Origin of the sequence: Rhodoferax antarcticus ANT.BR, assembly GCF_001938565.1 — a bacterium.
Classification (GTDB): Bacteria; Pseudomonadota; Gammaproteobacteria; order Burkholderiales; family Burkholderiaceae_C; genus Rhodoferax; species Rhodoferax antarcticus.
In genome coordinates this window covers 1-21,507 of sequence record NZ_MSYM01000020.1, presented here as the reverse complement: position 1 = coordinate 21,507, position 21,507 = coordinate 1, and the positions used below count along the sequence as shown (strand labels likewise).

Here is a 21,507-nt window from a genome sequence, read left to right as displayed (position 1 = left end):
AGTCTCTTGCAATTTCGCAAGGTCTTTTCAGGAGTTTTTATGGATTTGCTTACTGCTTTTGATACGGTTAAATCGGATCAATTTTTTGGCCTTTCTGAATTGCAAAACGTCAGACCAATGACCGAAGATCCTGCTTTGGTTCATGCCTTTCGTTTTGATGACATGGCTATTTTTAAAGATGGTGATGGTAAGGACCGTTGGATGCTCATTTGTCCCGACATGTCGAACAACCAGCATTGGCGCACTCAATCGTTCGATTTGGATGGTTTCAGCGGTCACATGGTCTTCAATACCAAAGATGATGCGCTTGAGTCTGTGGTTCGTTGCGGGTTTTATGTGCGTGATGATCAGGCGCTTGACCGCTTGCATGACTTACCGAGCTTTTTGCTTGGCAATTATTGTTGTGATTTGATTTCCAAGGTAAATGACCGTGAAATCACATACAAGCAATATCTTCAACTTGTAAGTGAGTACAAGGTTCTTCACAGTTTGACCGACTCTTTAAGGTTGGTTGTTTAAAGATGATTTTGATTTAATTCGTCATCACCAGTTGCTCCAAGCAACCTTTGTCTCTCCCAAGCCCAGCACATTTCGTGTTTGGGCTTTTTTTTGTCTATTTTTTTGAATACAGCATTACTACTCAGTCTCGCAATTTCTGCGATACACAACTGGAGATCTTTATGTTTTCAAAATCGAATGAGTTGGCACCACAACAAGTAACGCTTGATGTGTTTGTCGAAAAATACTGCAAGACTGGCACCAATGATCGCACGATTCAAGATGTTCGTCACCGGGTTGCCAAAGCACTTGCAGTTGGTGATGTTGAATTGGAGTTGCGCTTCTACTCAGCAATGGATCAACTTGGGTTCATCCCGGCTGGTCGTATTCATTCCGCAGCAGGAACCGGGTTGCGCGCCACGTTGATGAACTGCTTTGTACAGCCTGTCGCTGATGCCATGAGTGGCGAGTTGAGTCCTGAAGATGGCCATGCTGGAATCATGACGGCGCTGACTCAAGCCGCTGAAACGATGCGTCGGGGCGGTGGTGTTGGCTACAACTTTTCACGGATTCGCCCCAAAGGTGCTCTCGTTAAAGGAACCATGTCAATGGCATCCGGGCCAGTGAGCTTTATGGCCGTGTTCGACTCAATGTGCAACACCGTAGAAAGCGCTGGTTCACGTCGTGGCGCTCAGATGGCAGTGCTCAACATTGAACATCCAGACATCGAAGAATTTATCACCGCCAAGCGCAAGCCTGGTGCCCTGACGAACTTCAACGTGAGTGTGGGTGTGACTGATGCCTTTATGCGCAAAGTGGAAAGCGATGGCTTTTGGGAACTTGCCCACATTTGCCAACCGTGTGACCTTCAGGTTGGTCAGTATCGCCGCCGTGATGGAATGTGGGTTTACCGAACGGTTCGGGCTCGCGCATTGTGGAACTTGATCATGCGGTCCACGTATGAGTTTGCAGAGCCGGGTGTACTGCAAATGGACACAATTAATCGTGAGAATAATTTGCGGTATTGTGAAGTCCTCGAATCCGTAAATCCTTGTGGTGAACAGCCACTTCCGGCCTACGGCGCATGCGATTTGGGATCAATCAACCTGACAGTTCATGTTCGTAATCCATTCGGACACCTGGCAGGAATAGATACGGGTTTCGGGTCTGACCTTGTTTTCGATTCGTATTTTGATTTTGAGTCGTTCAAAGAGGCGGTTCGATGCGGTGTGAGGATGCTTGACAGTGTGCTCGATGTCACCCAATGGCCGCTTGAGCAGCAACGTGAGTCAGCTCATTCGAAACGTCGTGTCGGCTTGGGTTTTCTTGGGCTGGGTGATGCTCTGGTGATGATGGGTTTGCGCTATGACAGTGAGGCCGGGCGAAAAATGGCGGCGATGATCTCTGAAGTGATGCGCGACACGGCTTACCTGGAGTCGGTTGAGCTTGCGAAAGAGAAGGGCGCTTTTCCGTTGTTCGATGCTGTGAAGTATCTTGACGAAGGTGGCGACTACATCAAGCGTTTGCCAGAGTCGATCCGGTCTGAGATCCGCAAGCACGGGATTCGCAACTCGCACCTGACATCGATTGCCCCCACGGGTACGATTTCATTGGCCTTTGCGGACAACGCCAGCAACGGCATCGAACCGGCGTTTGCGTGGTCTTACAACCGCAAAAAACGCATGCCCGATGGAAGTTCAAAAGATTACGTTGTCGAGGATCATGCTTATCGGGTGTTTGTTGCAATGGGTGGCAATACTGAAATGTTGCCAGAGTCGTTTGTGTCTGCTTTGTCGATGACGGCTACAGCGCATTGCGACATGGTTGCAGCAGTGGCCCCGTTCATTGACTCTGCCATCAGCAAGACGGTGAACGTCCCTGAAAATTACCCGTTTGAAGAGTTCCGCAATTTGTACATGCGCTCTTGGAAAGCTGGCTTGAAGGGAATCACGACGTACCGGCCTAGTGCTGCCCGTGGTGCCGTTCTGACTGTCAATCCGACTGTTGAACGTGTCGAGGTGAGTGAAGAGGTTGAAGCTGATGCCTACCAAGGCACTGGCGGGGATCTTTGCCCTGACTGCGGCCACCATTCCCTGCACTTGAGGGACGGCTGCACACATTGCGATCATTGTCATTACGTGGGTTCATGCTCCGTGTGACAACTGTTTATTCAAACCCCGAAAGGACTCAGGCATTTTGCTTGAGTCCTTTTTTTTATTTCATCATTACTAAGTCAGTTGCAACATTTCGTTGGAGCTTTACCTTTCTGGAGATTTTTATGAACTTTCAAAATTCTGATTTTGTGATTGCTGTTGTTGGACGCCCTGCGTTTGGAGAGCCTGGTCTTGTCCTGGTGCCAAAGTTGGAAAAGCAGGCAATGTGGTCGAACTTGGTGAAGCCTGGTTCGAGCCTCGTTGGATTCCGTACCCGTGACCTATTGGCAACCATTGTGTATTTTGAGGGGAATATGCACCACGCATCAAACCTGAAAACCTTTGAAGAACGGGCAGTGTGTGCTTATGGAAGGATGTCTACGTCGTACCCCACTGTCGCCATGTGTGCTGATCAGATTGACAGTCTGGAAGTCATCGGCACGCTCACGCAGCGAGGGATGACGATTGATGAAACCCCGGCGTTTAAAGCATGGGTTGCATTGGATAAGTCGTTACAAGGGGTTTGACGTGGCGCTGTTTATCTACAACATCTCAGGGGCTTTTGTTGCTCAGATTGTCAAGCAGTCCAAACTGGCTTTTGGTTATAGACCTCATGAGCCATGGCTACTTCTCTACAACAGCGGTCGAACCGAACGTTTTGCCCAGCAGAGTGAGGCTAAAACTGAAGCTCGTAAGAGTTGGAGCAAGTGCCGTTTTTCAAAACGTGTGGCAGTGATTGGCAATCCGATTGATGGGTTGACTTTTGCCGGACCTTTTGACTCTGTGGATGAGGTGGCGGTTTCACGGGGGAAATCTGGCGAGCCTTGGCATATTGCCCCATTGATTCCCCCTCACTGTGATGAGCAGCATATGGGAACGCTGGATCAACAGCCTGATCCAGAAATGAAACTTACTCAGATTGGCGTCATTGATAACGGGTGTGATGGCAGCGATGCTTACGCATTGGTCGAAAGGCTTGATGGTGAGTATCTGAGCGTGGAGGTTGCTGAAAAATTTGCTTTTGGTATTTTTGGGCGCTCATGTAAAGGGCCTGGATCTCGCTATTGCGATGTTGTGAGGGCATTCAAGGTGGGCTCGCAACTGGATGTCTGTCTGTGTGTCGCTGAAATACGCTACGACGTTTGATCTGATTCCCCCTAAGTCCACAACAGCAATGTTGTGGACTTTCCTATTTGTTGGCATTACCAAGTTAAGTGCAATCAGCAATTTCGCTGACACTTTTTTGGAGTTAATAATGACATTTACAAAATTGGTGAATTTTTCAAGTCTCGCCGTCTGTTCCGCTATTGAACCGTTTCTGAAGAAGGCCAGCATCAATGCGAAAATCCTTGACACGGCATTTGACGACTCGAACAGTGTTTACCTGGCCCGTTTGATTTCCGAAGAATATTGTGATGAGGGAAGCGAAGAAGCTATGCAGGTCACAACTTATCGAAAACGTTCTGAAGAAGACTATGCAGTTTACATCTCCCCACGTCGCAATTCAATTTTCAACGGTAGCACTGATGATGCGGTGGCTTTGTTCAAGGATGGTATGAAGGTTTACCCTGTTGAAGAATACCAACATGGCGACACAAATATCCGACTTGTTGGCGATGCTATCCGGTCAGCAAAGGCAATTCTTACGGGGTCTTTTCGTGAAGGTGTTAATTTGTCATGCCGTTGGGACAGCTCGTTTGCTTTCTTTGCCATTCCAAAATCATGGAAGAAACCTGGGACTCAATTCTTTGAAGAATTTTCGAATTGGCTCAACGGCGTTTCGTATTCTCTTGAAGTAGTCAAGGCAACGGCCAATGGTGTCAATGAAGACGGTAAAACTCGTTTTTCTATCGAACAACTTGAACAGTGTTATGGCTTTTACAGCACTGAATGTGCTGAATCCGACGCCATCATGACGCTCGAATCCATTTGCAAACAGGCTGAAACATCGCTCGCCTGATTTTTGTTCAACCCTAACCCGCCACATCACTGTGCGCGGGTTTTTTCACGCCCATGAAAAAGGCCACTCGCAAGGAGTGGCCTTTTGGGGAGACTAAAAATCACTCAAAAAGAGAGTGCTGCATTTCGATGTCGTCCTGCGGCTCGGGGCCGACAAGAAAACCACGGCGAAATTGCCGGAGTTACTGAGTTGTTATGTCAAAAACCTGAAAAGGCAAAGGTACTTTTTAAATTCCCGGCATTCCTAATCAGTTCATGCAATTTTGCTGAACCCAACTGGAGTACCCAATGGAATATGAAAACGTGATTCGCAAAATGGTGGAGAAATGTGCATTGGAGGGCGCTAAAAAGGCCAGTGGCTGCAGTTTGATGGGTGTTTTGATGCCCATGTACCTGTACTACAAAGAATCGACCGCGCAAGAGCACGGCGAGTTGAAGTTGATGAACGAGCTGGATATGCCTGTTCCTGCTGAATTTATTTTGGCTTGCAAAGAAGCTTTGCAATTGGATGTGCCTTACACAAGCTATTTCTGCTGGGTGAAATCTCGCGTCGGTCGCTTGCCGGTGCTTTGCAATAAATTGCTATGCGCTGTCTAAAGTTCAACTGTTTTGACTTGGGTGTTTGTGCTGAGATCAACCTGAGCCACGATGGTGGTCATTACGTTGTTACAGGTGATGGCGAAGAAGTTGATTTGTGTGACACGCTTGAAGATGCAAGGCGAGTGGTCAAAGAATGGTTCGAAGAGCTGATGACTTAGCCACATACCTGGCTCTTCTTTTTACAGTTTTAACCGACTGATTTTCAATCTACCCTAAGCCTTCATTCAACACTTTTTATGTTGATTGAAGGCTTGTTCTCGTTTCATAGGCTCCTTTTCCGCTTTTGAGCATTTCAAAGCCAGGTTTGGACAATTTTGCCCAACCATTTTTGGAGGTTTTATGAAAGCTGTGAAATGTCTATATTGCGGTGCTGCCGCTGAATTGAAGGATGCATTTGTGATTTATCGTCGCCTTGGCCTGGGTCATGTTTACATGTGCTCGGGTGATTGTGATGCGTATGTGGGTGTTCATGAAGGTACAACCAAGCCAAAAGGCTCTTTGGCAAACCGTGAGCTTCGTGAGCTTCGTCAACGGGTGCATGCTGTCTTTGATCCAATTTGGAAACAGGGCGGTTATGAACGATCTGAGCTTTACGAAGCCGCAGCAAAGGCTTTGGGAATCGCTGAGTTTCATGTTGGGGAAATGCGTGAGTCAGAAGCGAAATTGTTTCTTAGCCATGGTGATGCCCTGGTGAAAAACATGATGGCACAGGTTGATGCGAGTCGTGAAGCTGCTATCGCTTCAACTGCTGGAACCAACATTGTGAATGTGCTTCGGTATTTGTTTGTGACCTCTCAGCGCATGCCAGTGAAGGTGCTTTCGTACTCTCGCTACCGTGGCCATGCTGACACTTTTAGGTGTGCCTGTGCCGCTGGATTCATCAGGCGGTTTAAGGCCAAAGAAACCAATCGTGAATTTGTTGCACTGACCCCTTTGGGTGAGGTTGCATTGGACCTGCGTTCGGCTGTTCGGTGAGAGCTTGATTATGCTGAAGAGCCTTGATGACATTGCCCGTGCATTGATGGGCAAATCTGACCGTCGCTGTCGCATTGGCTGGATTGATTGGTCGAGTGGAAGTTGGGATTGGCGTCTTCACGAGGCTAGAGCTTGGCGCATCGTTTTAAGGCGAAGTGGCCAGCGGATCTCTCTTGCGTATGCCTTGCGCGGCAATTTTTAGCCGGGTCTTTTGACTTGATTTTTTCACCCCAAGCCAATCTCTCTGAGGTTGGCTTTTCTGTTTCCAAAAAATTGGCATAACCAGGTAGTGAGCGCAATTCCGCACTTGCTTTATTGGAGAACTATATGTCAGATGGAATTTTGAATGTCGCTGAGACATGCACCCTGTACTGCACCGAAGGAGCCTCGGACAAGGTGTATCAAGCATCACTTCGGGCGAGCGGTGATCTTTGGTTGGTGGATTTTGCATATGGCAAGCGAGGTACAGCCTTAAAAACTGGCACCAAGACGAATGCACCTGTCGATTTCAAGTCTGCAAAAACTGTTTTTGACAAGTTGGTCAAGTCAAAGATGTCCGGTGGTTATGTTCCAGTACAAGGGAATGTGGCCTACACCAGTGCAGAAGGTGCGCTTGAGTCCTCGGGCTACTTGCCAATGTTGCCGATTGCATTGGAAGAAGATGAAGTTGACTCTTACTTGCAAGATGATTCATGGTGGCTTCAGGAGAAAAAGGACGGCCAGAACAGAATGCTACTTATTCGTTCTGGTGTTGTTCGTGGCATTAACCGGAAAGGTCAATTTGTTAATGTTCCACAGGATTGGGCTGATTATTTGTCGATCTTGCCAGATTGTCTTATTGCCGGTGAAGCTGTTGGCAATGTGTTTTTTGCATTCGATATGCTTGAGATCAACCAAGATGACTTGCGAGGCTCAAACTACAGCTCTCGGTATTCGGCCCTGGTGCGTTTGGTTGGCCTGACTTTCAAGTGGTTTGTTGAAGAAAACAGTGCTTCTAAAAATCGTTGTGAGACTGAAAAGCGATTTCGTATCATTGAAATTCACACAAGGACGGAAACTAAGCGCCAAATTTTTGAGAGTATCAAACTTCATGGTGGCGAAGGCGTTGTTTTTAAATCCTGGTTATCGGTATTCGAGTCTGGAAAGACCAATGTAATTCGCAAGTCTAAATTTGTTGAATCAGCAACTTGCGTTGTGATCGCGGTTAATTCTCAGCGATCTGTGCAGATTGGTTGTTTTGCAAATTCTGGCCTTCTGGTGAACCTTGGCAATGTAACCATCCCAGCGAATCACAGCATTCCTGATGTAGATGAACTTGTGGAAATCCGGTATCTCTACCGTTTTTCCGATGGTTGTCTGGAGCAGCCTGTGTACCTTGGGGTCCGCACGGATCTTGAACTCAGTGACGCAGTGATCTCGCAGATCACTCGAATTAAGCGAAAGACAACTTCGGTTGCTTGAGCAATTTCACCCCTAAAGGCCTATTGCATTCTGCATGGGCCTTTTTTTATGGGTGAGAGCGCTTTTATTTTTTGATGGCATTTCTAGCCAGTCTCGCAATTTCTGCGAAACACAACAGAAGGAGCTTTTATGGAAATCAAAACTGTCTACACAGTGACAATTCGTGCTGAAGTGGTCAAACAAATCAGTGTTTTGGCAGTGAATCATCGTGATGCTGAACGTTTGGCACACGGCATGTTCATGTTGGACGATTGTGACTCCAAAAGTGTGCAACAAGAAACTTTGGGATCAATTGTTGCTTGTCACGACTTGTCTTCACGCAAGACTGCGGCGAAACCCTGGGTTGTTGTTGATAACCCAGGAGAAGATGATGAGAAGGTCGCTGCTGAGTTTGCTACCTTTGAACTGGCGCTCAAGTGCAAGTCAAAACGACGTGGTTCTGACATCATGAAGCGCAGCAATTTCAATTCATTAACTACTATGTACTGAAAGGTGGTGTGAAATGAGTGAATTGATTACGGGTAGTATTTTGTTGAACTGCAGTCTGGGAAATAGTGACAAGGACTATAGATTCGAGACATACCGCGAGCTTGGTGGATTGGATGTTTCTATAGAAAAAATGCGTGTTTTGTACGGTCGAGCCGGTCGTTCTCTGCAAAAGAAGGATTACGGCATTTTCTCCGTTGCTGCTGCCAGAAAACTGCTTGAAGGTAAAGTTGCCAAAGGGTATGAAATTCAGACCGTTAATGATAAACCGTTTAACTCAAATGACTTGTCTGATGCCCTGAGAGTAATTGCACTAGGTAATGGCTGGCAGGCGACCTCGACATCTCAGCCTGAGCGCAAAATTAAAGCCGTGGAAGTCACGGTAACGTTCGATCCAAGCAGTGCTTTTGCCCCTGTTTGGTGATTTTTGTGCAACCCGAACGACCTTTCATTTATTGAGGGTTCGTTTTTTTTCTTGGTTTTTGGTACAATCTTCGCAACATCGCTATTAGGAAACAATCATGGACAGCACTACTGAAGAACCAAACATTGAACCCACCGATATAAAGCCGATAAAACGGCCTTTTATCTCCGTATCGGCAAAAGACAATACGTTCTTGATGAAGGTTGGATCAGCCTTAGCTGGTGGTGTTGTTGTTGCTTTGTTGGTGGCTACAGGAGTGATGTGGTGGAAGGACAAAGTGGCCAAAGAAAATGTTCCGACAATGCCGCCTGTTGATGCGATTGTGCAGAAGATTGCGCCGCCTATTGCTGATGCCGTTGCGCTCCCAGCATTGGCTGCGGATGGCAAGAAGAATGTTGAGATTGGCGCATCTGGCGCAGCCTCTGCCGCGAGTGCACCTGAAACTGCAAGCTCAGATTCGCAGCCTGCCGTAGCTGCTGAAGTGGTTAATCCGATTGATCTTGGAGAGTTGAGCAAGCGCGTTGATGACATGCAGGCTCAATTTGAGGATGTGAACAAGACTATCGATGAACTTCAAAAACGTGTGAATTCTCAAGCTGTGCGCCTGCGTGCGGCAACGACTGAGAAGGCAACAAGTGGGACGGATATGAGGATTGTTCAAATTTCCCCAGCCAGTGTTGAAGTCATGGTTGGAGTAAAGAAATATATCGTCATGCCAGGTGGCCAACTGCCAGGTGGTGCAACTTACATCGGTTTCGATGCAGCTAAGTCAATGATGCGTACAGATCGAGGGGATTTCCAAATTAACTGAGTTTAATTTGTTACGGCATATCCAAAGGAAGTGAAGGCAATTTCGCCTTTCATTTTTTTTGGAGATCAAAATGAGTGTTGTTGATTTCGAGCGTGTTAAGAAAAAATACGGACTGATTCCATTTTTCGAAAACGAGATGGGTTCGGTTGCGAAGAAGGTGGCTGGTGAAGTTCGTTATTCGGTTTGTCCCGCTTGCGGTACATCAGGAAATCAGTCTGGCCGAGTAAGTATTCGTGGATTGCGCTGGCACTGTTTTTCTTGCAGTGACGGCGGCGATGTGATTGAGGCTGCTGCCCGGTTTTTCGGAAAATCATTAAGCGAGGCCGCTGACTACCTTTCAGGTGAGAGTGATAAGTTAGGACCAGTCGTTAGGCCGAAGCCAGTTGAGCCTATCAAGAAACGCAACATGGTTGCTGTGCGTGAAGTCATTGCCAAACTTTTGGCTTTGAACTTACCGATTGACAATGGTGTTGCAGCTTATCTTGAAGGTCGATGTATTAACCGTGAGTTGATACAGGAAGCCATTGATCGGAAAATTGTGGTGACTCTCCCAAGTGACCCCAACATTTGTTTGAGACTTCTTCTTGATGAACTAGGCCGTGATTTGTTGATTGAGTCAGGTGTCTGGAAAGAAGGATCTAAAGCACCTGCCATCATCTACCGACCGTTGCTGTTCATCAGTCATGATCAGTGTGGAATGGAGTTACGATTGATTGGCGAGTCAAAAATTGGTTCTCCGAAGGCCATACGCATCGGTGATCCATCGCCTGCACTGTGGAAGGGTAATGAGCATGTGATGATCACCGAGGGCTTTATAGATATGCTCTCGGCGGTTGTTATGGGAACGGAGAGGACCATTTTCGCCATCCCTGGTGCTGGCAACTGGAAGGCCAGTGATCAATGGCTGAAAGACTTGTCTGAAACGCACGTTTTGATCGCACTTGACAATGATGAGGGCAGTCGCCTGGCGAAACAGAATCTGCAGGGATTTCTTATTTCGGTGGGGGCTAAGCCGAAGATTTACGCGCCTCCAGAGGGCTTGAAAGATTTGAATGACCAGCTAAGGTCGTTTAATAGATAAACCCGAAATCCGTCTTAGATCAATGATCTTTGGCGGATTTTTTTTGTAGGATCAACAGTCAACGTTGCGCCGCGACAGTTAAGGCTTGGCACCTTTGCATGCACGCCGGTACTTCCAGGCATTTTGAATTTCCATGGGGTTGTCGATGCCGGGCCATGTGGCCTTGTTGAGTTCGAAAATTCGTTCCAACTTTTCTTCGAGGTGCGTGGCCAGCTCGGATTCCGTTTCGAACAGGCACGCGTCGATGTTCAGACCATTGAATTGGGTGAGTGCATTTTGTTGAAAATTGCTGGCCATTTTGGTGTTTGAACCAAGACTCTCCAATACAGCAGTCATCTTGGACGGGCTCTTGGCCCTGAGTTGGCAGTAACGCTGAAAATGCATTGTTGAAAAAAGCAGACCAAGAAGATCATGGTCAATAAAATCCCCGACAAGTTCAAAGATGTGTGTGCTGCCAATTGCAACATGAGCATGGAACATTAAATCGGCCATTGGATCAGTTTTTTCTACAAGCGCCATCTGTTCCGCTTCATCAAAAAGTTCCAGCATTTTCAACCCTTTCATCTTGTTGTTGCATCTTAGCGCATCGTCACCGGTTTGTCACAAAATGTTTTCTATTTGCAAAAATGTCACAAATAGAGCAATTTGTGTCAATCTGTTTTTATGCAACGTGGCACAATTCTTGTTGTTTTGCATTCCAAAAACTACCTCACAACAGCGACGATTCGCACATGACAAAAGACGCACAGGACTCAGGCTTTGGAGTGGAAAAAACAAAATCCGTTTTCGGTTTTGCAGAAGGCCTTAGCAGTGAGCTTGACCAGTTGGGTTTTCCAGATGGTTCAAAAAGAACGGCTGCTCTGGCTGCTGCTGCCAACTTGGATCGAACACAGGTTTACAGACTGTTTAAAGCAGAGGGTGGGCCATCACTGTCTACGTTGCTGTCACTGAGATCTGTTGGCGTTTCAATAGACCGGATACTTGATTCAATCCGGGGAACACATGGGGTCGGCATTCGATTGAATGTTGAAAATACAATTGTGAATGCCACTGTGCATGCCAGTCAAACACAAGATTGCCCGGTTGTACTGGTGCCTGACTTGTCTGGAAATTATGAGCTGAAGGCGCTTGACATTTGGGAGGTGCCCCCGCCAGAGTCTGTTTCTGTCAACTGCATTTCATTTCCCTTCTTAAAGAAAATTGCCATTGTTGACGACGACAAGGATGTGCTAGCTTTGTTGCGCGATGAGTTGTCAGGACATTTTCGGGTTGGCATATTTGATCAATCGAAGACGCTTTTGGGGATGGGCGAAAAGATCAAGTCATTCGATATTTTCATGATCGACTGGCGACTTCCCGACATAGAAGGGGAGTCGTTCATTACTGCGATTCGTGAAAGGAGTGCTGCCCCAATTTTCATTTTTACGGGCGACACCAGTGCAAGTGATTCGATAGCAAGATCGCTTGATCTGCCAGATGTGCACCATGTATCCAAACCCGCAAGCATATCAATTCTGATTAAAAGACTCAATCAATCAATGGCACGCAAATCATCCCTGAATTAAGGGTTTTATTGCGAGTTGGCGTTCGACAAGAATACTATGATTCTAAATTCGCCATGTCGATAACATCTAAAATTTGATTTAGTCTTACTGGTTTGTAAAGAACGGCATCGAATTTGAATTGTTTTTGATCCAAATTTGTAGTATGCCCGGTCATGGCTACTATAAATATATTTGGCAAAATATCCTTTGCCAACTTGCCTAATTGAAATCCGTTCATTTTCGGCATTTCAATGTCCGTTATCAGCATTCGGCAATTCTCAGCCTTTATCGTACTGATAACGAGATCGACATCTTTTGTTGCCAAAACACCAAATCCGGCATCAATGAGAACCGCTGACATCGACTCGATGATGCTTTCATCGTCGTCAACCAAGATGATTTCTACATTTTTGTCGCCGGTTTTAGGCGGCTTTAATGAGATTTTCGATGGTATTTTTGCGCTCTCTACTTCGTTATTTTCGCATAGTTGCTTAAAACGCACTGGAATATCAATTTTAAATGTACTGCCTACGTTAACTTTCGAATCAACAATTTTGACCGTTCCGCCCATCTCGTTAACAATGTGCTTGACAATGGACAGGCCTAATCCTTTGCCTTGCTTTCTGGCCACTGTAGTAGCGCGTTCAAATGGGTCAAAGATTCTTTCGTAGTCTTCTTGCGCAATACCAATACCCGTATCCGCCACCGTAATCGTCAATAGCTGGTGGTCATAATCATTTTTGATTGGATTAATATTAATTTTTAGTGAAATGCTTCCGTTTTCTGTGTACCTGAACGAATTATCAAGCATATTGGTTATGCATTGAGTAAGCATACTTTCGTCAACTTCGATTTGCATAGGCTGAACATTAACTAAAGATTTAAATTTCAGTTTGCTATTTTGGTCTATTTTTATTTTATAGCTTTGGACGTACAAGGAAAACCATTTTTCTGCATTGACGTATTTTTGCACCAGAGAGATCTCTTCGTATCTGACAACCATAAGCATGTCGTTAACTAAACGTGACAAGTTAAGCAGGGCTGAACTAATCATGCTACCGTACCTCACCTTGTCATTTGTGATTGTGCTTTTTGTAAGCATGTGACTGGCACTCTCAAGTGTTTGTAATGGCCCTCGTAAGTCATGACCTATCGAGGCCACCAACCACTCAAATCTTTTAAAACGCCGCTGCTGTCCACGCCATAGAGCTGCAACACCAAAAGCAAAAGAGATGATTGCCACCAAACACATAAAAAACAGAACAACAACACGAGTAGCAACAACAGCAATCACATCCTGGAATGTCTTAACCGTATTTGCAATTTGATCTATTGTTGTAAATTCAATTTGAACGGCATCTCCTTTTAACAATACAAGAGAATCGATAGCACCTTCCCCTGCATAATATACTTTATCTATTGTTGTTCTGTTGTTCTCGAAACTAATTACTTTCTCAATAAATATATTGGTTGCTTCAATCCCATCGCGGTAAGATTCAATTTCCTCCAAAGATTTTGCAAGCTTGGTTTCGCCTTTAAAGGCATTAAGCATGCTTGCTGTAACCATTCTGTGGTTCTCTAGGTCGTCAACGTCAATAATTTTTCTCTCGTAGAGAAAGCAGATTGTTTGCAGGCGATGAATTGCAAAGACTAAATCATAAATATCAAGCGCTCGACTGTTTAGACGATCCTTCAGCCAGTTATTTATTGAAGAACTCTGACCAAGTGTCTTTGAATAATTCGACCAAGCGCTGTAAAACTGTGTAGCCAATAAAACAAGTATCAAAACCATTGTCACTATTGAAACAATGGCAAGAATAAACCTTTTGGGGGCTTGTTTTTTTGAACTGTTGCGAGGTGTGCTTGGTATATTTTCCACGTATTGATGTTCACATTGAATGCGTTTTATTTAACGTCAATAGAAACTAACGCCCAAACCATTTTTGATGATGTCGTTACATCATTGAGTTCAGCTTTATATTTATCAATTGGATAGATTGTCCAGAAAGGGCCTTTTGTGTCAATTGTCATAGGCACACCACCTGCTGTATCAGCAATAATGACTTCGTATTTCTGAAAATCGGACATTGGTGCTCGTATTTTATAACCATCAAGTCCGGTAATGATAATATATTTGCTGTTTTTATCGGCTTCTACCAATTTCAATATATCACTCATTAATGGGCCGGTGTAGCTTGTGTCTTTGCTGTAGTCTGTGGTCGCTTTAATAGTTTGACGTGGAAGTTTTTTAAATTCAGCCTGTGTGATTACGTATGACTTTTTATCCGGTGTGTTTGTTTTATTGATTTTTCCTGTTATTGTTAACAATGGCTGCTTAGCTGCTTGTGCAAAACCGGCTGGTTGAAAAACTAAGGAGATTGCGATCATCGTGAACATAGAAATAGTTTTCAGCATAAAATATCCTACTTTCGTTTGCCTGTACTGGACATTTGCATTTTACTCGATGAAGTGATTTGCTTGGTACTTTATGTAACAAATCAACCTAAAGCTCGCCTATGGTTAAGTTAACGAGGCAATCATTATGGCTTTTGGGCTTTGGATGTCAAAAATATGGATGATGCAATTATTGTTGGAGGTGGGCCGGCTGGAGCTTCTGCAGCAACATGGCTCAAGCAACTTGGGTTCAGCCCTGTGCTGGTGGAAAAGCAAGCCAGTTGCGGCGGGTTGCAGCTCTCAAACCCAACACAAACACATGGGTAGTCACATCTCCAAATTCAACAGGCGCTGATGTCGCTTTAGCGATCCATCAAAGCGTACTTAATCACAATATCAAGCTGCACCTGGGGGTGACTGCGTTAAACGCAGATGTTGGAGCTTCTGGAGTCACGGTGCATTTGAGCGACGGACTGGTATTGCGGGCTAGATTTCTTGTGCTCGCAGGCGGGGTAACGCCTAAAAGTGGTGGTTTTGCAACTCGGCTCGGCATGATTGTTGGGCCTGGGCCGTCGGTAGCGAGAAGTGACTTTGCAGGCAAGAAAGTGGCAATTCTCGGTGGTGGAGATTCCGCTGTAGAAAATTTCACAATGGCGTGCGACCGAGGGGCCGCAGATGTTCGCATCTTTGCCCGATCAATCAAGGCTCGCGCTGACATGATTTCAACAGTTGCGCCTGAGAAAGTCGTGTTGGGTAGCTACACCGTGGATGAAAAATCAAATTCAGTTAACGGAGAGGTGTTCGATCAAATTTTGGTTCTTTATGGTTATGAGGCAAGTTCAGAGTCCTTATTGGGGCTTGACCTGGCGATGCGTCCTGATGGATTTGTTATGACCGACACTGATTGCCTGACTAGCAAAAACAACGTGTACGCCATTGGCGAATTGGCGCGTCGTGGGCACCCTTGTTGTGTCACATCAATGGCTGATGGTGTCGCTGTTGCCAAGGCGATACAACGAAGAATTGAAAGCACCGCGATCTCGCGTTTTGCGGGTCTGACTAAACGCGCCATTGGACTAGGATTGGCCGTCCTGAAATGAAAGGCGGGGCGAGTCGTATCGGTCGAGAAATTTGCCTGGCGCTGTCATCTCAACATTACTCAGTCTTAATCCACTACCGAAGTGGTGCTGATCAGGCAGAGCGAACAAAGACAGATTGCCTGGGCGCTGGTGCTTCAATGGCAGAAACAATTTGCTGTGATTTCGATGTCCCCGGAGAGCGGGCTGGCTTCATTGGATCTGCAGCTTCTGTGTTTGGCCGGGTTGATTTGCTGGTCAACAATGCATCCACATTCAATTACGACGATGTACGGACATTCACTGAGGGTAAATGCTTTGGCACCGGGAATCACGCTTGCCAGTGCCACCGATGAAACATTTGCCAGTGCCCACAAGAGGTCGGCCTTGGACGCATCAAGCACCCCTCAAGATATTGCGTCTGCTGTCATCATGCTCGATCTGGCTTCTGCGATCACGGGTCAAACAATAGCCGTGGATGGTGGCCAGCATCTTGTTCCTCGCGCCCGCGATGTCGCTTTTGGAGATTGAATTGGAAAAATGGATTTGCCTAGATGGGTTGCACTTGAATGTTTCGATTGGAATTCATGATTTCGAACGCGCAGGGCCACAACCCTACAGCTTGGAAATCGCATTGCAGCTACAGAATGACTATCACACACTACGCGACGAGATCGCGGAAACGGTGGATTACGACAAGCTCAGAAACAACGTGATTGCACACCTTGCAAGCAAGCACTTCAACTTGCAGGAGACTTTGGTTCAAGATGTCATTTCATTGTGTTTTGCGCTTGATGATCGCGTCATAAAAGTTGACATCCACACGGCAAAGACATCGGTTTACGCTGACTGCAACGCAGTGGGTCTGCACTACATCGTAGAGCGCCACCAGTGGCCGGTTGCTACGCAGTAGGTGTTTAGCCTGGCTGGTGTTAAAAAAACCCGCCATGCGCCGTCCTGGTGCATCCAGAGTGGTGTTCGGTGATGTGCTTGGGCAACCTTCATCCCCTAGACCCAGGCCTGAAGGCCGGGTGCGCTCGCCAGTTGCTCATTTGCGAATTCCTTGGCAAGCACGCCGGTATTTCCAGGCGTTTTCAATTTCGTCGGTGACTTGGATTTCGTCAACAACTAAACCGTCATCAAAAAATTGTTTTAGCCGTTCATCGAGGTGCTTGGCCAGTTCGTAACGAGAGAGTTTGTAGTCCGCGATGTGTAGTGCACTGAACTCGCGGATTGCGTCGTGCTGGAACCTAGTGGCGGACTCCTTGTTTGAGGCTATTTCTCGTAGTGTTGAGGCGTACTGGTCATCATTGATTATTGTGACTCTGATCCGGCAAAACCGCTGAAGATGTCCGGTTGAAAGAAGCATTCCCAAGAGGTCGTTGTCAAGGAGATCCCCGACGATTTGAAAAAGAAACGGGGTTGACGAGATTTGCGTTTGAGAATTTTCCATTTGAGTGTCCTTGCGTGTTTGAGTTGAATCGACTTTCCTGTTGTCAAGCATCTCCAAGCCAAGTGACCAGCAATTTCGCTGGACTTGTTTTTGGAGAATCAAATGAGAAATTTGCTAATCTTGGCGAAATGGCTTGCAGCACAGGCAAACATCAATGTGCTTCTCTACAACGGGAGCACGGCTTGTATTGGGTTGGAAGGCCCATCAAAGCGCAAGGTGATCAAAATTCCTCGTGCTTGGAACTACAGCTCAGACCCGCAAGCGGCTGAAATACTGGAAGGGGTCATCGATCATGAAGCTCTAGGTCATGGGAGATTCACTAACTTAGAAGCAAAAGTGACAGCGGAATCGGCTGGCATCATCAAATGGTGCAATTTCAGTCTCGGCATACACAGCATCATTGAAGATGTTTGGATAGAGCGCATGGCAATTGAGACTTACCCAGGAACGAAGGGGAATCTTGCAAAATTGGTTGAAATTTTGTTAGGCCGTGACTTTTTTGGTACGCCTGAGCTGTTTCAGAAAGCTGGACCATCAAACCTTTTGATGGCTGGGCTTCTAAATGTTCTTCGAGGAACATTGATTCCTGGCCAAGAAACAATCTTGGCTAAGAATGTCGAGGCAATCAATGAGTTGATGCCGACCGTACTTGGAAAGGTGTGGATTGATGTTCTCGAAATTGCTCAAGAGGTTAAAACCTCAACATCAACTGAGTTCAACATCGCACTGACTGTACGCATTATGGCAGTTCTTGCAGCACATGCAGACAAAAAAACTCAGGATGAAAAACAAAGATACGTTCCAATTGATGAGCCTGATGGCCGTGAATCCGGTGAACCTGAAGCTGATAGTGAGCCTGGTGATACAGCCGGTGAAGGTCAAGCTGATCCAGACGGTTCGCAAGAACCAACTGATGAAGCTGATAGTGAGCCTGGTGATACAGCCGGTGAAGGTCAAGCTGATCCAGACGGTTCGCAAGAACCAACTGATGAAGCTGATAGTGAGCCTGGTGATACAGCCGGTGAAGGTCAAGCTGATCCAGACGGTTCGCAAGAACCAACTGATGAAGCTGATAGTGAGCCTGGTGATACAGCCGGTGAAGGTCAAGCTGATCCAGACGGTTCGCAAGAACCAACTGATGAAGCTGATAGTGAGCCTGGTGATACAGCCGGTGAAGGTCAAGCTGATCCAGACGGTTCGCAAGAACCAACTGATGAAGCTGATAGTGAGCCTGGTGATACAGCCGGTGAAGGTCAAGCTGATCCAGACGGTTCGCAAGAACCAACTGATGAAGCTGATAGTGAGCCTGGTGATACAGCCGGTGAAGGTCATGATGGCCAAACGACGCCTTCTTCCTGCAAAGGTGAACTAGGAGAGTCCTTTGAATTGCCCGACGATCACATCATGTCTGCAAGGCAAATTATTGATGACATGCATGAGGAAACCATTGACACTGAATTGGGCGACATCATCTCTAAAGTGATGGAAATCATTGCAAGTTCAATTGGTGCTGCGGAATTGTCTGAATCAACGGCTCATACCGATATTTCAGACGAGGCCAAGGTCATTGCATCGAAGGTTAAGCGGATCAGTGATGACTTGCAGGAGGTTTTAGAAACTCAAACGAAATGTGCAAAACGGACGAAGTTGAGTGGCAAACGCCTTAACAATCGCGTTTTAAACAGAGTACCAGTGGGTAACGGTCGAGTGTTTAGTTCAAAGACTGAAGCACCTGGTGTTTCAACTGCGGTGAGCATCTTGTTTGACATTTCTGGCTCGATGAAGGACTCGTTGATTGACGGAGTTTCCCGAGATGACGCCGCGATGGGTCTGGCTCTTGGGCTTGGTGATGTTCTTGATGAGTATGACGTGCCTTTTGATGTCAGTGCGTACAGTGATCGTTTCGTCGCCTTAAAAGGGTTCGATGATGAATGGTCTGAGTTCAGAAAAGCTGATAAGGGGCCTTCAACGTTTGGCGGGACTCATACAGGTGCTGCCATGCAGCGCGTGCTTGAAGGTCTTGTTTGTCGTACCGAAGATCGTCGCTTGGTGATCGCTGTTACCGATGGAGATACCTCAGATACGGAAATTCTGTTTTCAACTTACGCTGAAGCGCAGGCGATGGGAATTGAGATCGCTAGTGTGATGATCGGGCCGCGAATCCCGGCAATTGAAGCCTTGGCGAACAGGTTTGGTTTTACTGCCAAACACTTCAATAAGAGTGAAGGTCTAGGACGTTTCGCTGTTGAGCGCATCCTGGAAGCCATATAAAGCCCTAAAGCCCTTGTCTCGCGTATTGCGATTCAGGGGCTTTTTCTTTGTAGTGGCATATCTAGACAGTTGGCGGCACTTTCGCTGCAACATAACCTTGAAGGATTTCGCTATGTTGAATATTTCTGAAATGAGCAACCGGGATTTGCTGGTAATGGTTTGCGGTGATGTAGGCAATCAACTTGATAACATGAAGTTAACTGAATTATTTGGGATGGAAAAGCATATTTATCCTGATTCTCTTTTTTCCGAGGATATTTTGCCATATTCAATTCATCCTAAGATGTCAGCAGCAAAGGAGTTGTATTTGCGAGCAATGCAGGAAGCAATGACGGTCAAGGATTGTTTATCAAGTGCTGATCATGTTAAGCATTTCCTGAGAGGAAAATTGGGGCATTTGGAACATGAGGTTTTTGTTTGCTTATTTTTAGATTCGCAAAACCGTATCATTAAATACGATGAAGTTGCAAATGGAACAGTTACTCAATGTTCAATTTTTCCACGCGAAGTGCTGAAAAGAGGTATTTCAGTCAATGCTTGTTCTGTGATTGTTTGCCACAATCATCCGAGTGGCATAACAAAACCATCAAGGGCTGATGAGCTACTGACCCAGACATTAAAGACAACGCTTGCACTTGTTGATATTCGTGTTTTGGATCATATTATTGTTTCCGGCCAATCATCCACTTCGATGGCTGAAATTGGTTTGCTTTAACTTATCTTTTTAAAGGTGAATATCATGAGTAATATTGAACACTACACTGGCTACATCATTGTTAAAGGTGTTCGTATCCAGGCTGATTTTGAGCTTCCCAAAGGCTCTACAAAGGAGCAGCAAGATTCTGCGTTTGTTGGTGCTTTGGCTCAGGAAATTGAGTTGAACTACCTTGTGCTTGGCGAATATGAGAAGGAGTAGTGATCATGGCTAAACTTCACTATCGCTATGCTTCAATGAACGCTGGCAAATCCACGCAGCTTCTTCAAGTGGCTTACAACTACACCGAAGGTGGTCACAAAGTTCGCCTGTTCACTGCGAAGATTGATGACCGGCTTGGCACTGGCGTGATTGGATCTCGACTTGGCGTTACACGCGAGGCCGAGGTTTATGATGAATCAACGGTCTTTGACAAGCTGCTTAAACGCGGTTCTGATTTGGCTTGTGTGTTGATCGATGAGGCGCAGTTTTTAACTCCGACACAGGTACATGAGCTTCATTTCTTGGTGCATGACCGGAATCTACCAATCATGTGTTTTGGCCTTCGAAGTGATTTCATGGGTATCCCCTTCCCTGGATCAATGCGATTGCTGTCACTGGCGGAAGACATTTCGGAACTGAAGGCGATATGTGCCTGTGGTCACAAATCGACGATGCAAATTCGTCTTGATGATGATGGTGTTCGAGTTCGCTCTGGCGACACCGTTCTTATTGGGGGAAACAACCGGTACCGTCAGGTATGTGCAGCGTGTTTCTATTCGACATAACCCTAAACCCAATACGTTCTACGTGTTGGGTTTTTCACTTTGGGAGAGGCGTTTTTTCTTCAGACATCTCAATGCTATGTGACTTTATAAAATTAAACAAGACCATCTCAACACGGATTTCACGGGAGTTCCATGGACATTAGTCAATCACTGACCGGGCTTAGCTTGGTCGCGCTTCTCAGTGCTTGCGGCGGAGGTGGGGGCAGTCCACCTACAACGACGCCACCTACAACAATTCAAGCGACAATTCTTGCGCTTGAATCATCCGGAAAGCTACCAACGTTAGATCGGTCAGCAAGTATCGCTGGGCCAGATGCAAACAATAATGGTGTCTGCGACGATGTTGATGCCTACATTGCCGGACAAGGTTACACCGCACCACAACTTAAATCAGTGCAACAGACAGCCAAAGCGCTGGCTGACATTTTGCGTGTTGATACCAGCAACCAGAATGCGCTGAGGGCATCTGATTTGAGTTTGCAGAAGTCACTCAATTGTGTGTTCTCGAAATTTCCAGACTCAAGTCAATCCGCAGCAGTAATAAAAAATATCGAGAAAATTAATGCAAATACTAAGGCGCGTGTAGAGGCTTACATTAAATATCAAATTGCAATGAATGGGAAAGTCTTGGCATCACCGCAGGGAGATACTTGTGAATAAAAACAAAATTAGGCAATGGGTTGCGTTGCTATTCTTCGCATGCTTTACGTCCTTTGTTAACGCTCAGAACGCTGGTGATCTTTGTGTATCCCAGGCGTTGTTGCTGGGTTCTATAACGGAGTTTGGAATACTACGAGTGATGCGGGCGTAGGTAAGAACGCGTTGGCGAGTGCCATAGG

26 protein-coding genes and 1 pseudogene are annotated in these 21,507 nt (G+C 46.1%); 23 read left to right on the top strand and 4 right to left on the bottom strand.

The genetic code is table 11. The features are described 5' to 3' along the window. Nucleotides 1-39: 39 nt before the first annotated feature. The 12 genes and pseudogenes from BLL52_RS18685 (at nt 40) to BLL52_RS18630 (ending at nt 10,448) form a co-directional block, all read left to right on the top strand. Nucleotides 40-519: a hypothetical protein gene (locus BLL52_RS18685; protein ID WP_139313466.1), complete on the top strand. Its 480-nt coding sequence runs from the start codon at nt 40-42 to the stop codon at nt 517-519. A gap of 161 nt (nt 520-680) precedes the next feature. Beyond that, nucleotides 681-2,495: pseudogene (locus BLL52_RS18680) on the top strand (adenosylcobalamin-dependent ribonucleoside-diphosphate reductase); the annotation flags it as partial. Between the two features lie 281 nt (nt 2,496-2,776). Beyond that, a complete protein-coding gene (locus tag BLL52_RS18675; RefSeq protein ID WP_158025708.1) occupies nt 2,777-3,178 on the top strand; it encodes a hypothetical protein in 402 nt (133 codons plus the stop codon). Nucleotide 3,179: 1 nt separating this feature from the next. After that, nucleotides 3,180-3,797, top strand: a complete 618-nt coding sequence (locus BLL52_RS18670) for a hypothetical protein (protein WP_075588162.1) — start codon at nt 3,180-3,182, stop codon at nt 3,795-3,797. 109 nt (nt 3,798-3,906) lie between these two features. Beyond that, nucleotides 3,907-4,611, top strand: a complete 705-nt coding sequence (locus BLL52_RS18665; protein WP_139313464.1) for a hypothetical protein — start codon at nt 3,907-3,909, stop codon at nt 4,609-4,611. Between the two features lie 287 nt (nt 4,612-4,898). Beyond that, nucleotides 4,899-5,207, top strand: coding sequence for a hypothetical protein (locus tag BLL52_RS21645; RefSeq protein ID WP_075588160.1), 309 nt, complete (start codon nt 4,899-4,901; stop codon nt 5,205-5,207). A 342-nt stretch (nt 5,208-5,549) separates the two neighbouring features. Further along, on the top strand, nt 5,550-6,185 hold the full coding sequence (locus BLL52_RS18655) for a zinc-finger-containing protein (RefSeq protein WP_075588159.1): 636 nt from the start codon (nt 5,550-5,552) through the stop codon (nt 6,183-6,185). 327 nt (nt 6,186-6,512) lie between these two features. Continuing rightward, a complete protein-coding gene (locus BLL52_RS18650; RefSeq protein WP_075588158.1) occupies nt 6,513-7,646 on the top strand; it encodes a hypothetical protein in 1,134 nt (377 codons plus the stop codon). 129 nt (nt 7,647-7,775) lie between these two features. Beyond that, nucleotides 7,776-8,135, top strand: coding sequence for a hypothetical protein (locus tag BLL52_RS18645; protein ID WP_075588157.1), 360 nt, complete (start codon nt 7,776-7,778; stop codon nt 8,133-8,135). A gap of 13 nt (nt 8,136-8,148) precedes the next feature. Then, on the top strand, nt 8,149-8,556 hold the full coding sequence (locus tag BLL52_RS18640) for a hypothetical protein (protein ID WP_075588156.1): 408 nt from the start codon (nt 8,149-8,151) through the stop codon (nt 8,554-8,556). Nucleotides 8,557-8,653: 97 nt separating this feature from the next. Continuing rightward, a complete protein-coding gene (locus BLL52_RS18635) occupies nt 8,654-9,367 on the top strand; it encodes a hypothetical protein (RefSeq protein WP_075588155.1) in 714 nt (237 codons plus the stop codon). 70 nt (nt 9,368-9,437) lie between these two features. After that, nucleotides 9,438-10,448: a toprim domain-containing protein gene (locus BLL52_RS18630; protein WP_139313463.1), complete on the top strand. Its 1,011-nt coding sequence runs from the start codon at nt 9,438-9,440 to the stop codon at nt 10,446-10,448. 78 nt (nt 10,449-10,526) lie between these two features. Here BLL52_RS18630 and BLL52_RS18625 read toward each other — a convergent pair whose 3' ends face one another. Further along, nucleotides 10,527-11,012, bottom strand: coding sequence for a hypothetical protein (locus BLL52_RS18625; RefSeq protein ID WP_075588153.1), 486 nt, complete (start codon nt 11,010-11,012; stop codon nt 10,527-10,529). 167 nt (nt 11,013-11,179) lie between these two features. Between BLL52_RS18625 and BLL52_RS20105 the strand changes: the two genes are divergently transcribed. After that, on the top strand, nt 11,180-12,013 hold the full coding sequence (locus tag BLL52_RS20105; RefSeq protein ID WP_158025707.1) for a response regulator: 834 nt from the start codon (nt 11,180-11,182) through the stop codon (nt 12,011-12,013). Nucleotides 12,014-12,047: 34 nt separating this feature from the next. On the opposite strand, the gene BLL52_RS18615 is transcribed toward BLL52_RS20105, so the two are convergent. Both BLL52_RS18615 and BLL52_RS18610 read right to left on the bottom strand, forming a co-directional pair. Next, a complete protein-coding gene (locus BLL52_RS18615; RefSeq protein WP_139313462.1) occupies nt 12,048-13,871 on the bottom strand; it encodes a hybrid sensor histidine kinase/response regulator in 1,824 nt (607 codons plus the stop codon). 26 nt (nt 13,872-13,897) lie between these two features. After that, the gene (locus BLL52_RS18610) at nt 13,898-14,407 is read right to left on the bottom strand and encodes a putative pterin-binding protein (protein ID WP_075588150.1); all 510 of its coding nucleotides are present in this window, start codon (nt 14,405-14,407) and stop codon (nt 13,898-13,900) included. 156 nt (nt 14,408-14,563) lie between these two features. On the opposite strand from BLL52_RS18610, the gene BLL52_RS22095 reads away from it, so the two are divergent. The 5 genes from BLL52_RS22095 to BLL52_RS18585 all read left to right on the top strand — a co-directional run bounded on the left by BLL52_RS22095 (nt 14,564) and on the right by BLL52_RS18585 (nt 16,375). Next, entirely contained in the window at nt 14,564-14,713 is a 150-nt protein-coding gene (locus BLL52_RS22095) for an NAD(P)-binding protein (protein WP_083634074.1), read from the top strand. Nucleotides 14,714-14,937: 224 nt separating this feature from the next. Further along, nucleotides 14,938-15,486, top strand: coding sequence for an FAD-dependent oxidoreductase (locus BLL52_RS22090; RefSeq protein ID WP_075588149.1), 549 nt, complete (start codon nt 14,938-14,940; stop codon nt 15,484-15,486). Further along, nucleotides 15,483-15,818, top strand: coding sequence for an SDR family NAD(P)-dependent oxidoreductase (locus BLL52_RS22085; protein ID WP_075588148.1), 336 nt, complete (start codon nt 15,483-15,485; stop codon nt 15,816-15,818). The genes BLL52_RS22090 and BLL52_RS22085 overlap by 4 nt, the downstream gene beginning before the upstream one ends. Then, nucleotides 15,727-15,993, top strand: coding sequence for an SDR family oxidoreductase (locus BLL52_RS22080; RefSeq protein WP_420852639.1), 267 nt, complete (start codon nt 15,727-15,729; stop codon nt 15,991-15,993). The genes BLL52_RS22085 and BLL52_RS22080 overlap by 92 nt, the downstream gene beginning before the upstream one ends. Beyond that, nucleotides 15,956-16,375 (top strand): dihydroneopterin aldolase, encoded by a 420-nt coding sequence (locus tag BLL52_RS18585; protein WP_206744497.1) that lies wholly within the window; start codon nt 15,956-15,958, stop codon nt 16,373-16,375. The genes BLL52_RS22080 and BLL52_RS18585 overlap by 38 nt, the downstream gene beginning before the upstream one ends. 135 nt (nt 16,376-16,510) lie before the next feature. Here the strand turns inward: BLL52_RS18585 and BLL52_RS18580 are convergent, their stop codons facing one another. After that, complete coding sequence (locus tag BLL52_RS18580) at nt 16,511-16,915, bottom strand: hypothetical protein (RefSeq protein WP_139313459.1); 405 nt, start codon at nt 16,913-16,915, stop codon at nt 16,511-16,513. Nucleotides 16,916-17,017: 102 nt separating this feature from the next. Here BLL52_RS18580 and BLL52_RS20510 point away from each other — a divergent pair, with 102 nt between their 5' ends. The 5 genes from BLL52_RS20510 to BLL52_RS20505 all read left to right on the top strand — a co-directional run bounded on the left by BLL52_RS20510 (nt 17,018) and on the right by BLL52_RS20505 (nt 21,328). Then, nucleotides 17,018-19,186: a hypothetical protein gene (locus BLL52_RS20510; protein ID WP_139313458.1), complete on the top strand. Its 2,169-nt coding sequence runs from the start codon at nt 17,018-17,020 to the stop codon at nt 19,184-19,186. Between the two features lie 112 nt (nt 19,187-19,298). Next, entirely contained in the window at nt 19,299-19,901 is a 603-nt protein-coding gene (locus BLL52_RS18565; protein ID WP_075588142.1) for a JAB domain-containing protein, read from the top strand. 24 nt (nt 19,902-19,925) lie between these two features. After that, on the top strand, nt 19,926-20,102 hold the full coding sequence (locus BLL52_RS20845) for a hypothetical protein (RefSeq protein WP_158025704.1): 177 nt from the start codon (nt 19,926-19,928) through the stop codon (nt 20,100-20,102). A 5-nt stretch (nt 20,103-20,107) separates the two neighbouring features. Next, nucleotides 20,108-20,668: a thymidine kinase gene (locus tag BLL52_RS18560; RefSeq protein ID WP_075588345.1), complete on the top strand. Its 561-nt coding sequence runs from the start codon at nt 20,108-20,110 to the stop codon at nt 20,666-20,668. 132 nt (nt 20,669-20,800) lie between these two features. Next, on the top strand, nt 20,801-21,328 hold the full coding sequence (locus BLL52_RS20505) for a hypothetical protein (RefSeq protein WP_139313457.1): 528 nt from the start codon (nt 20,801-20,803) through the stop codon (nt 21,326-21,328). Nucleotides 21,329-21,507: the final 179 nt, after the last annotated feature.

Bases quoted from the DNA above. Each gene is read 5' to 3' on its own strand.
- BLL52_RS18685 (WP_139313466.1), top strand. From the start codon at position 40: ATGGATTTGCTTACTGCTTTTGATACGGTTAAATCGGATCAATTTTTT.
- BLL52_RS18675 (WP_158025708.1), top strand. From the start codon at position 2,777: ATGAACTTTCAAAATTCTGATTTTGTGATTGCTGTTGTTGGACGCCCT.
- BLL52_RS18665 (WP_139313464.1), top strand. From the start codon at position 3,907: ATGACATTTACAAAATTGGTGAATTTTTCAAGTCTCGCCGTCTGTTCC.
- BLL52_RS21645 (WP_075588160.1), top strand. From the start codon at position 4,899: ATGGAATATGAAAACGTGATTCGCAAAATGGTGGAGAAATGTGCATTG.
- BLL52_RS18655 (WP_075588159.1), top strand. From the start codon at position 5,550: ATGAAAGCTGTGAAATGTCTATATTGCGGTGCTGCCGCTGAATTGAAG.
- BLL52_RS18650 (WP_075588158.1), top strand. From the start codon at position 6,513: ATGTCAGATGGAATTTTGAATGTCGCTGAGACATGCACCCTGTACTGC.
- BLL52_RS18645 (WP_075588157.1), top strand. From the start codon at position 7,776: ATGGAAATCAAAACTGTCTACACAGTGACAATTCGTGCTGAAGTGGTC.
- BLL52_RS18640 (WP_075588156.1), top strand. From the start codon at position 8,149: ATGAGTGAATTGATTACGGGTAGTATTTTGTTGAACTGCAGTCTGGGA.
- BLL52_RS18635 (WP_075588155.1), top strand. From the start codon at position 8,654: ATGGACAGCACTACTGAAGAACCAAACATTGAACCCACCGATATAAAG.
- BLL52_RS18630 (WP_139313463.1), top strand. From the start codon at position 9,438: ATGAGTGTTGTTGATTTCGAGCGTGTTAAGAAAAAATACGGACTGATT.
- BLL52_RS18625 (WP_075588153.1), bottom strand. From the start codon at position 11,012: ATGAAAGGGTTGAAAATGCTGGAACTTTTTGATGAAGCGGAACAGATG.
- BLL52_RS20105 (WP_158025707.1), top strand. From the start codon at position 11,180: ATGACAAAAGACGCACAGGACTCAGGCTTTGGAGTGGAAAAAACAAAA.
- BLL52_RS18610 (WP_075588150.1), bottom strand. From the start codon at position 14,407: ATGCTGAAAACTATTTCTATGTTCACGATGATCGCAATCTCCTTAGTT.
- BLL52_RS22095 (WP_083634074.1), top strand. From the start codon at position 14,564: ATGGATGATGCAATTATTGTTGGAGGTGGGCCGGCTGGAGCTTCTGCA.
- BLL52_RS22090 (WP_075588149.1), top strand. From the start codon at position 14,938: ATGATTGTTGGGCCTGGGCCGTCGGTAGCGAGAAGTGACTTTGCAGGC.
- BLL52_RS22085 (WP_075588148.1), top strand. From the start codon at position 15,483: ATGAAAGGCGGGGCGAGTCGTATCGGTCGAGAAATTTGCCTGGCGCTG.
- BLL52_RS22080 (WP_420852639.1), top strand. From the start codon at position 15,727: ATGCATCCACATTCAATTACGACGATGTACGGACATTCACTGAGGGTA.
- BLL52_RS18580 (WP_139313459.1), bottom strand. From the start codon at position 16,915: ATGGAAAATTCTCAAACGCAAATCTCGTCAACCCCGTTTCTTTTTCAA.
- BLL52_RS20510 (WP_139313458.1), top strand. From the start codon at position 17,018: ATGAGAAATTTGCTAATCTTGGCGAAATGGCTTGCAGCACAGGCAAAC.
- BLL52_RS18565 (WP_075588142.1), top strand. From the start codon at position 19,299: ATGTTGAATATTTCTGAAATGAGCAACCGGGATTTGCTGGTAATGGTT.
- BLL52_RS20845 (WP_158025704.1), top strand. From the start codon at position 19,926: ATGAGTAATATTGAACACTACACTGGCTACATCATTGTTAAAGGTGTT.
- BLL52_RS18560 (WP_075588345.1), top strand. From the start codon at position 20,108: ATGGCTAAACTTCACTATCGCTATGCTTCAATGAACGCTGGCAAATCC.
- BLL52_RS20505 (WP_139313457.1), top strand. From the start codon at position 20,801: ATGGACATTAGTCAATCACTGACCGGGCTTAGCTTGGTCGCGCTTCTC.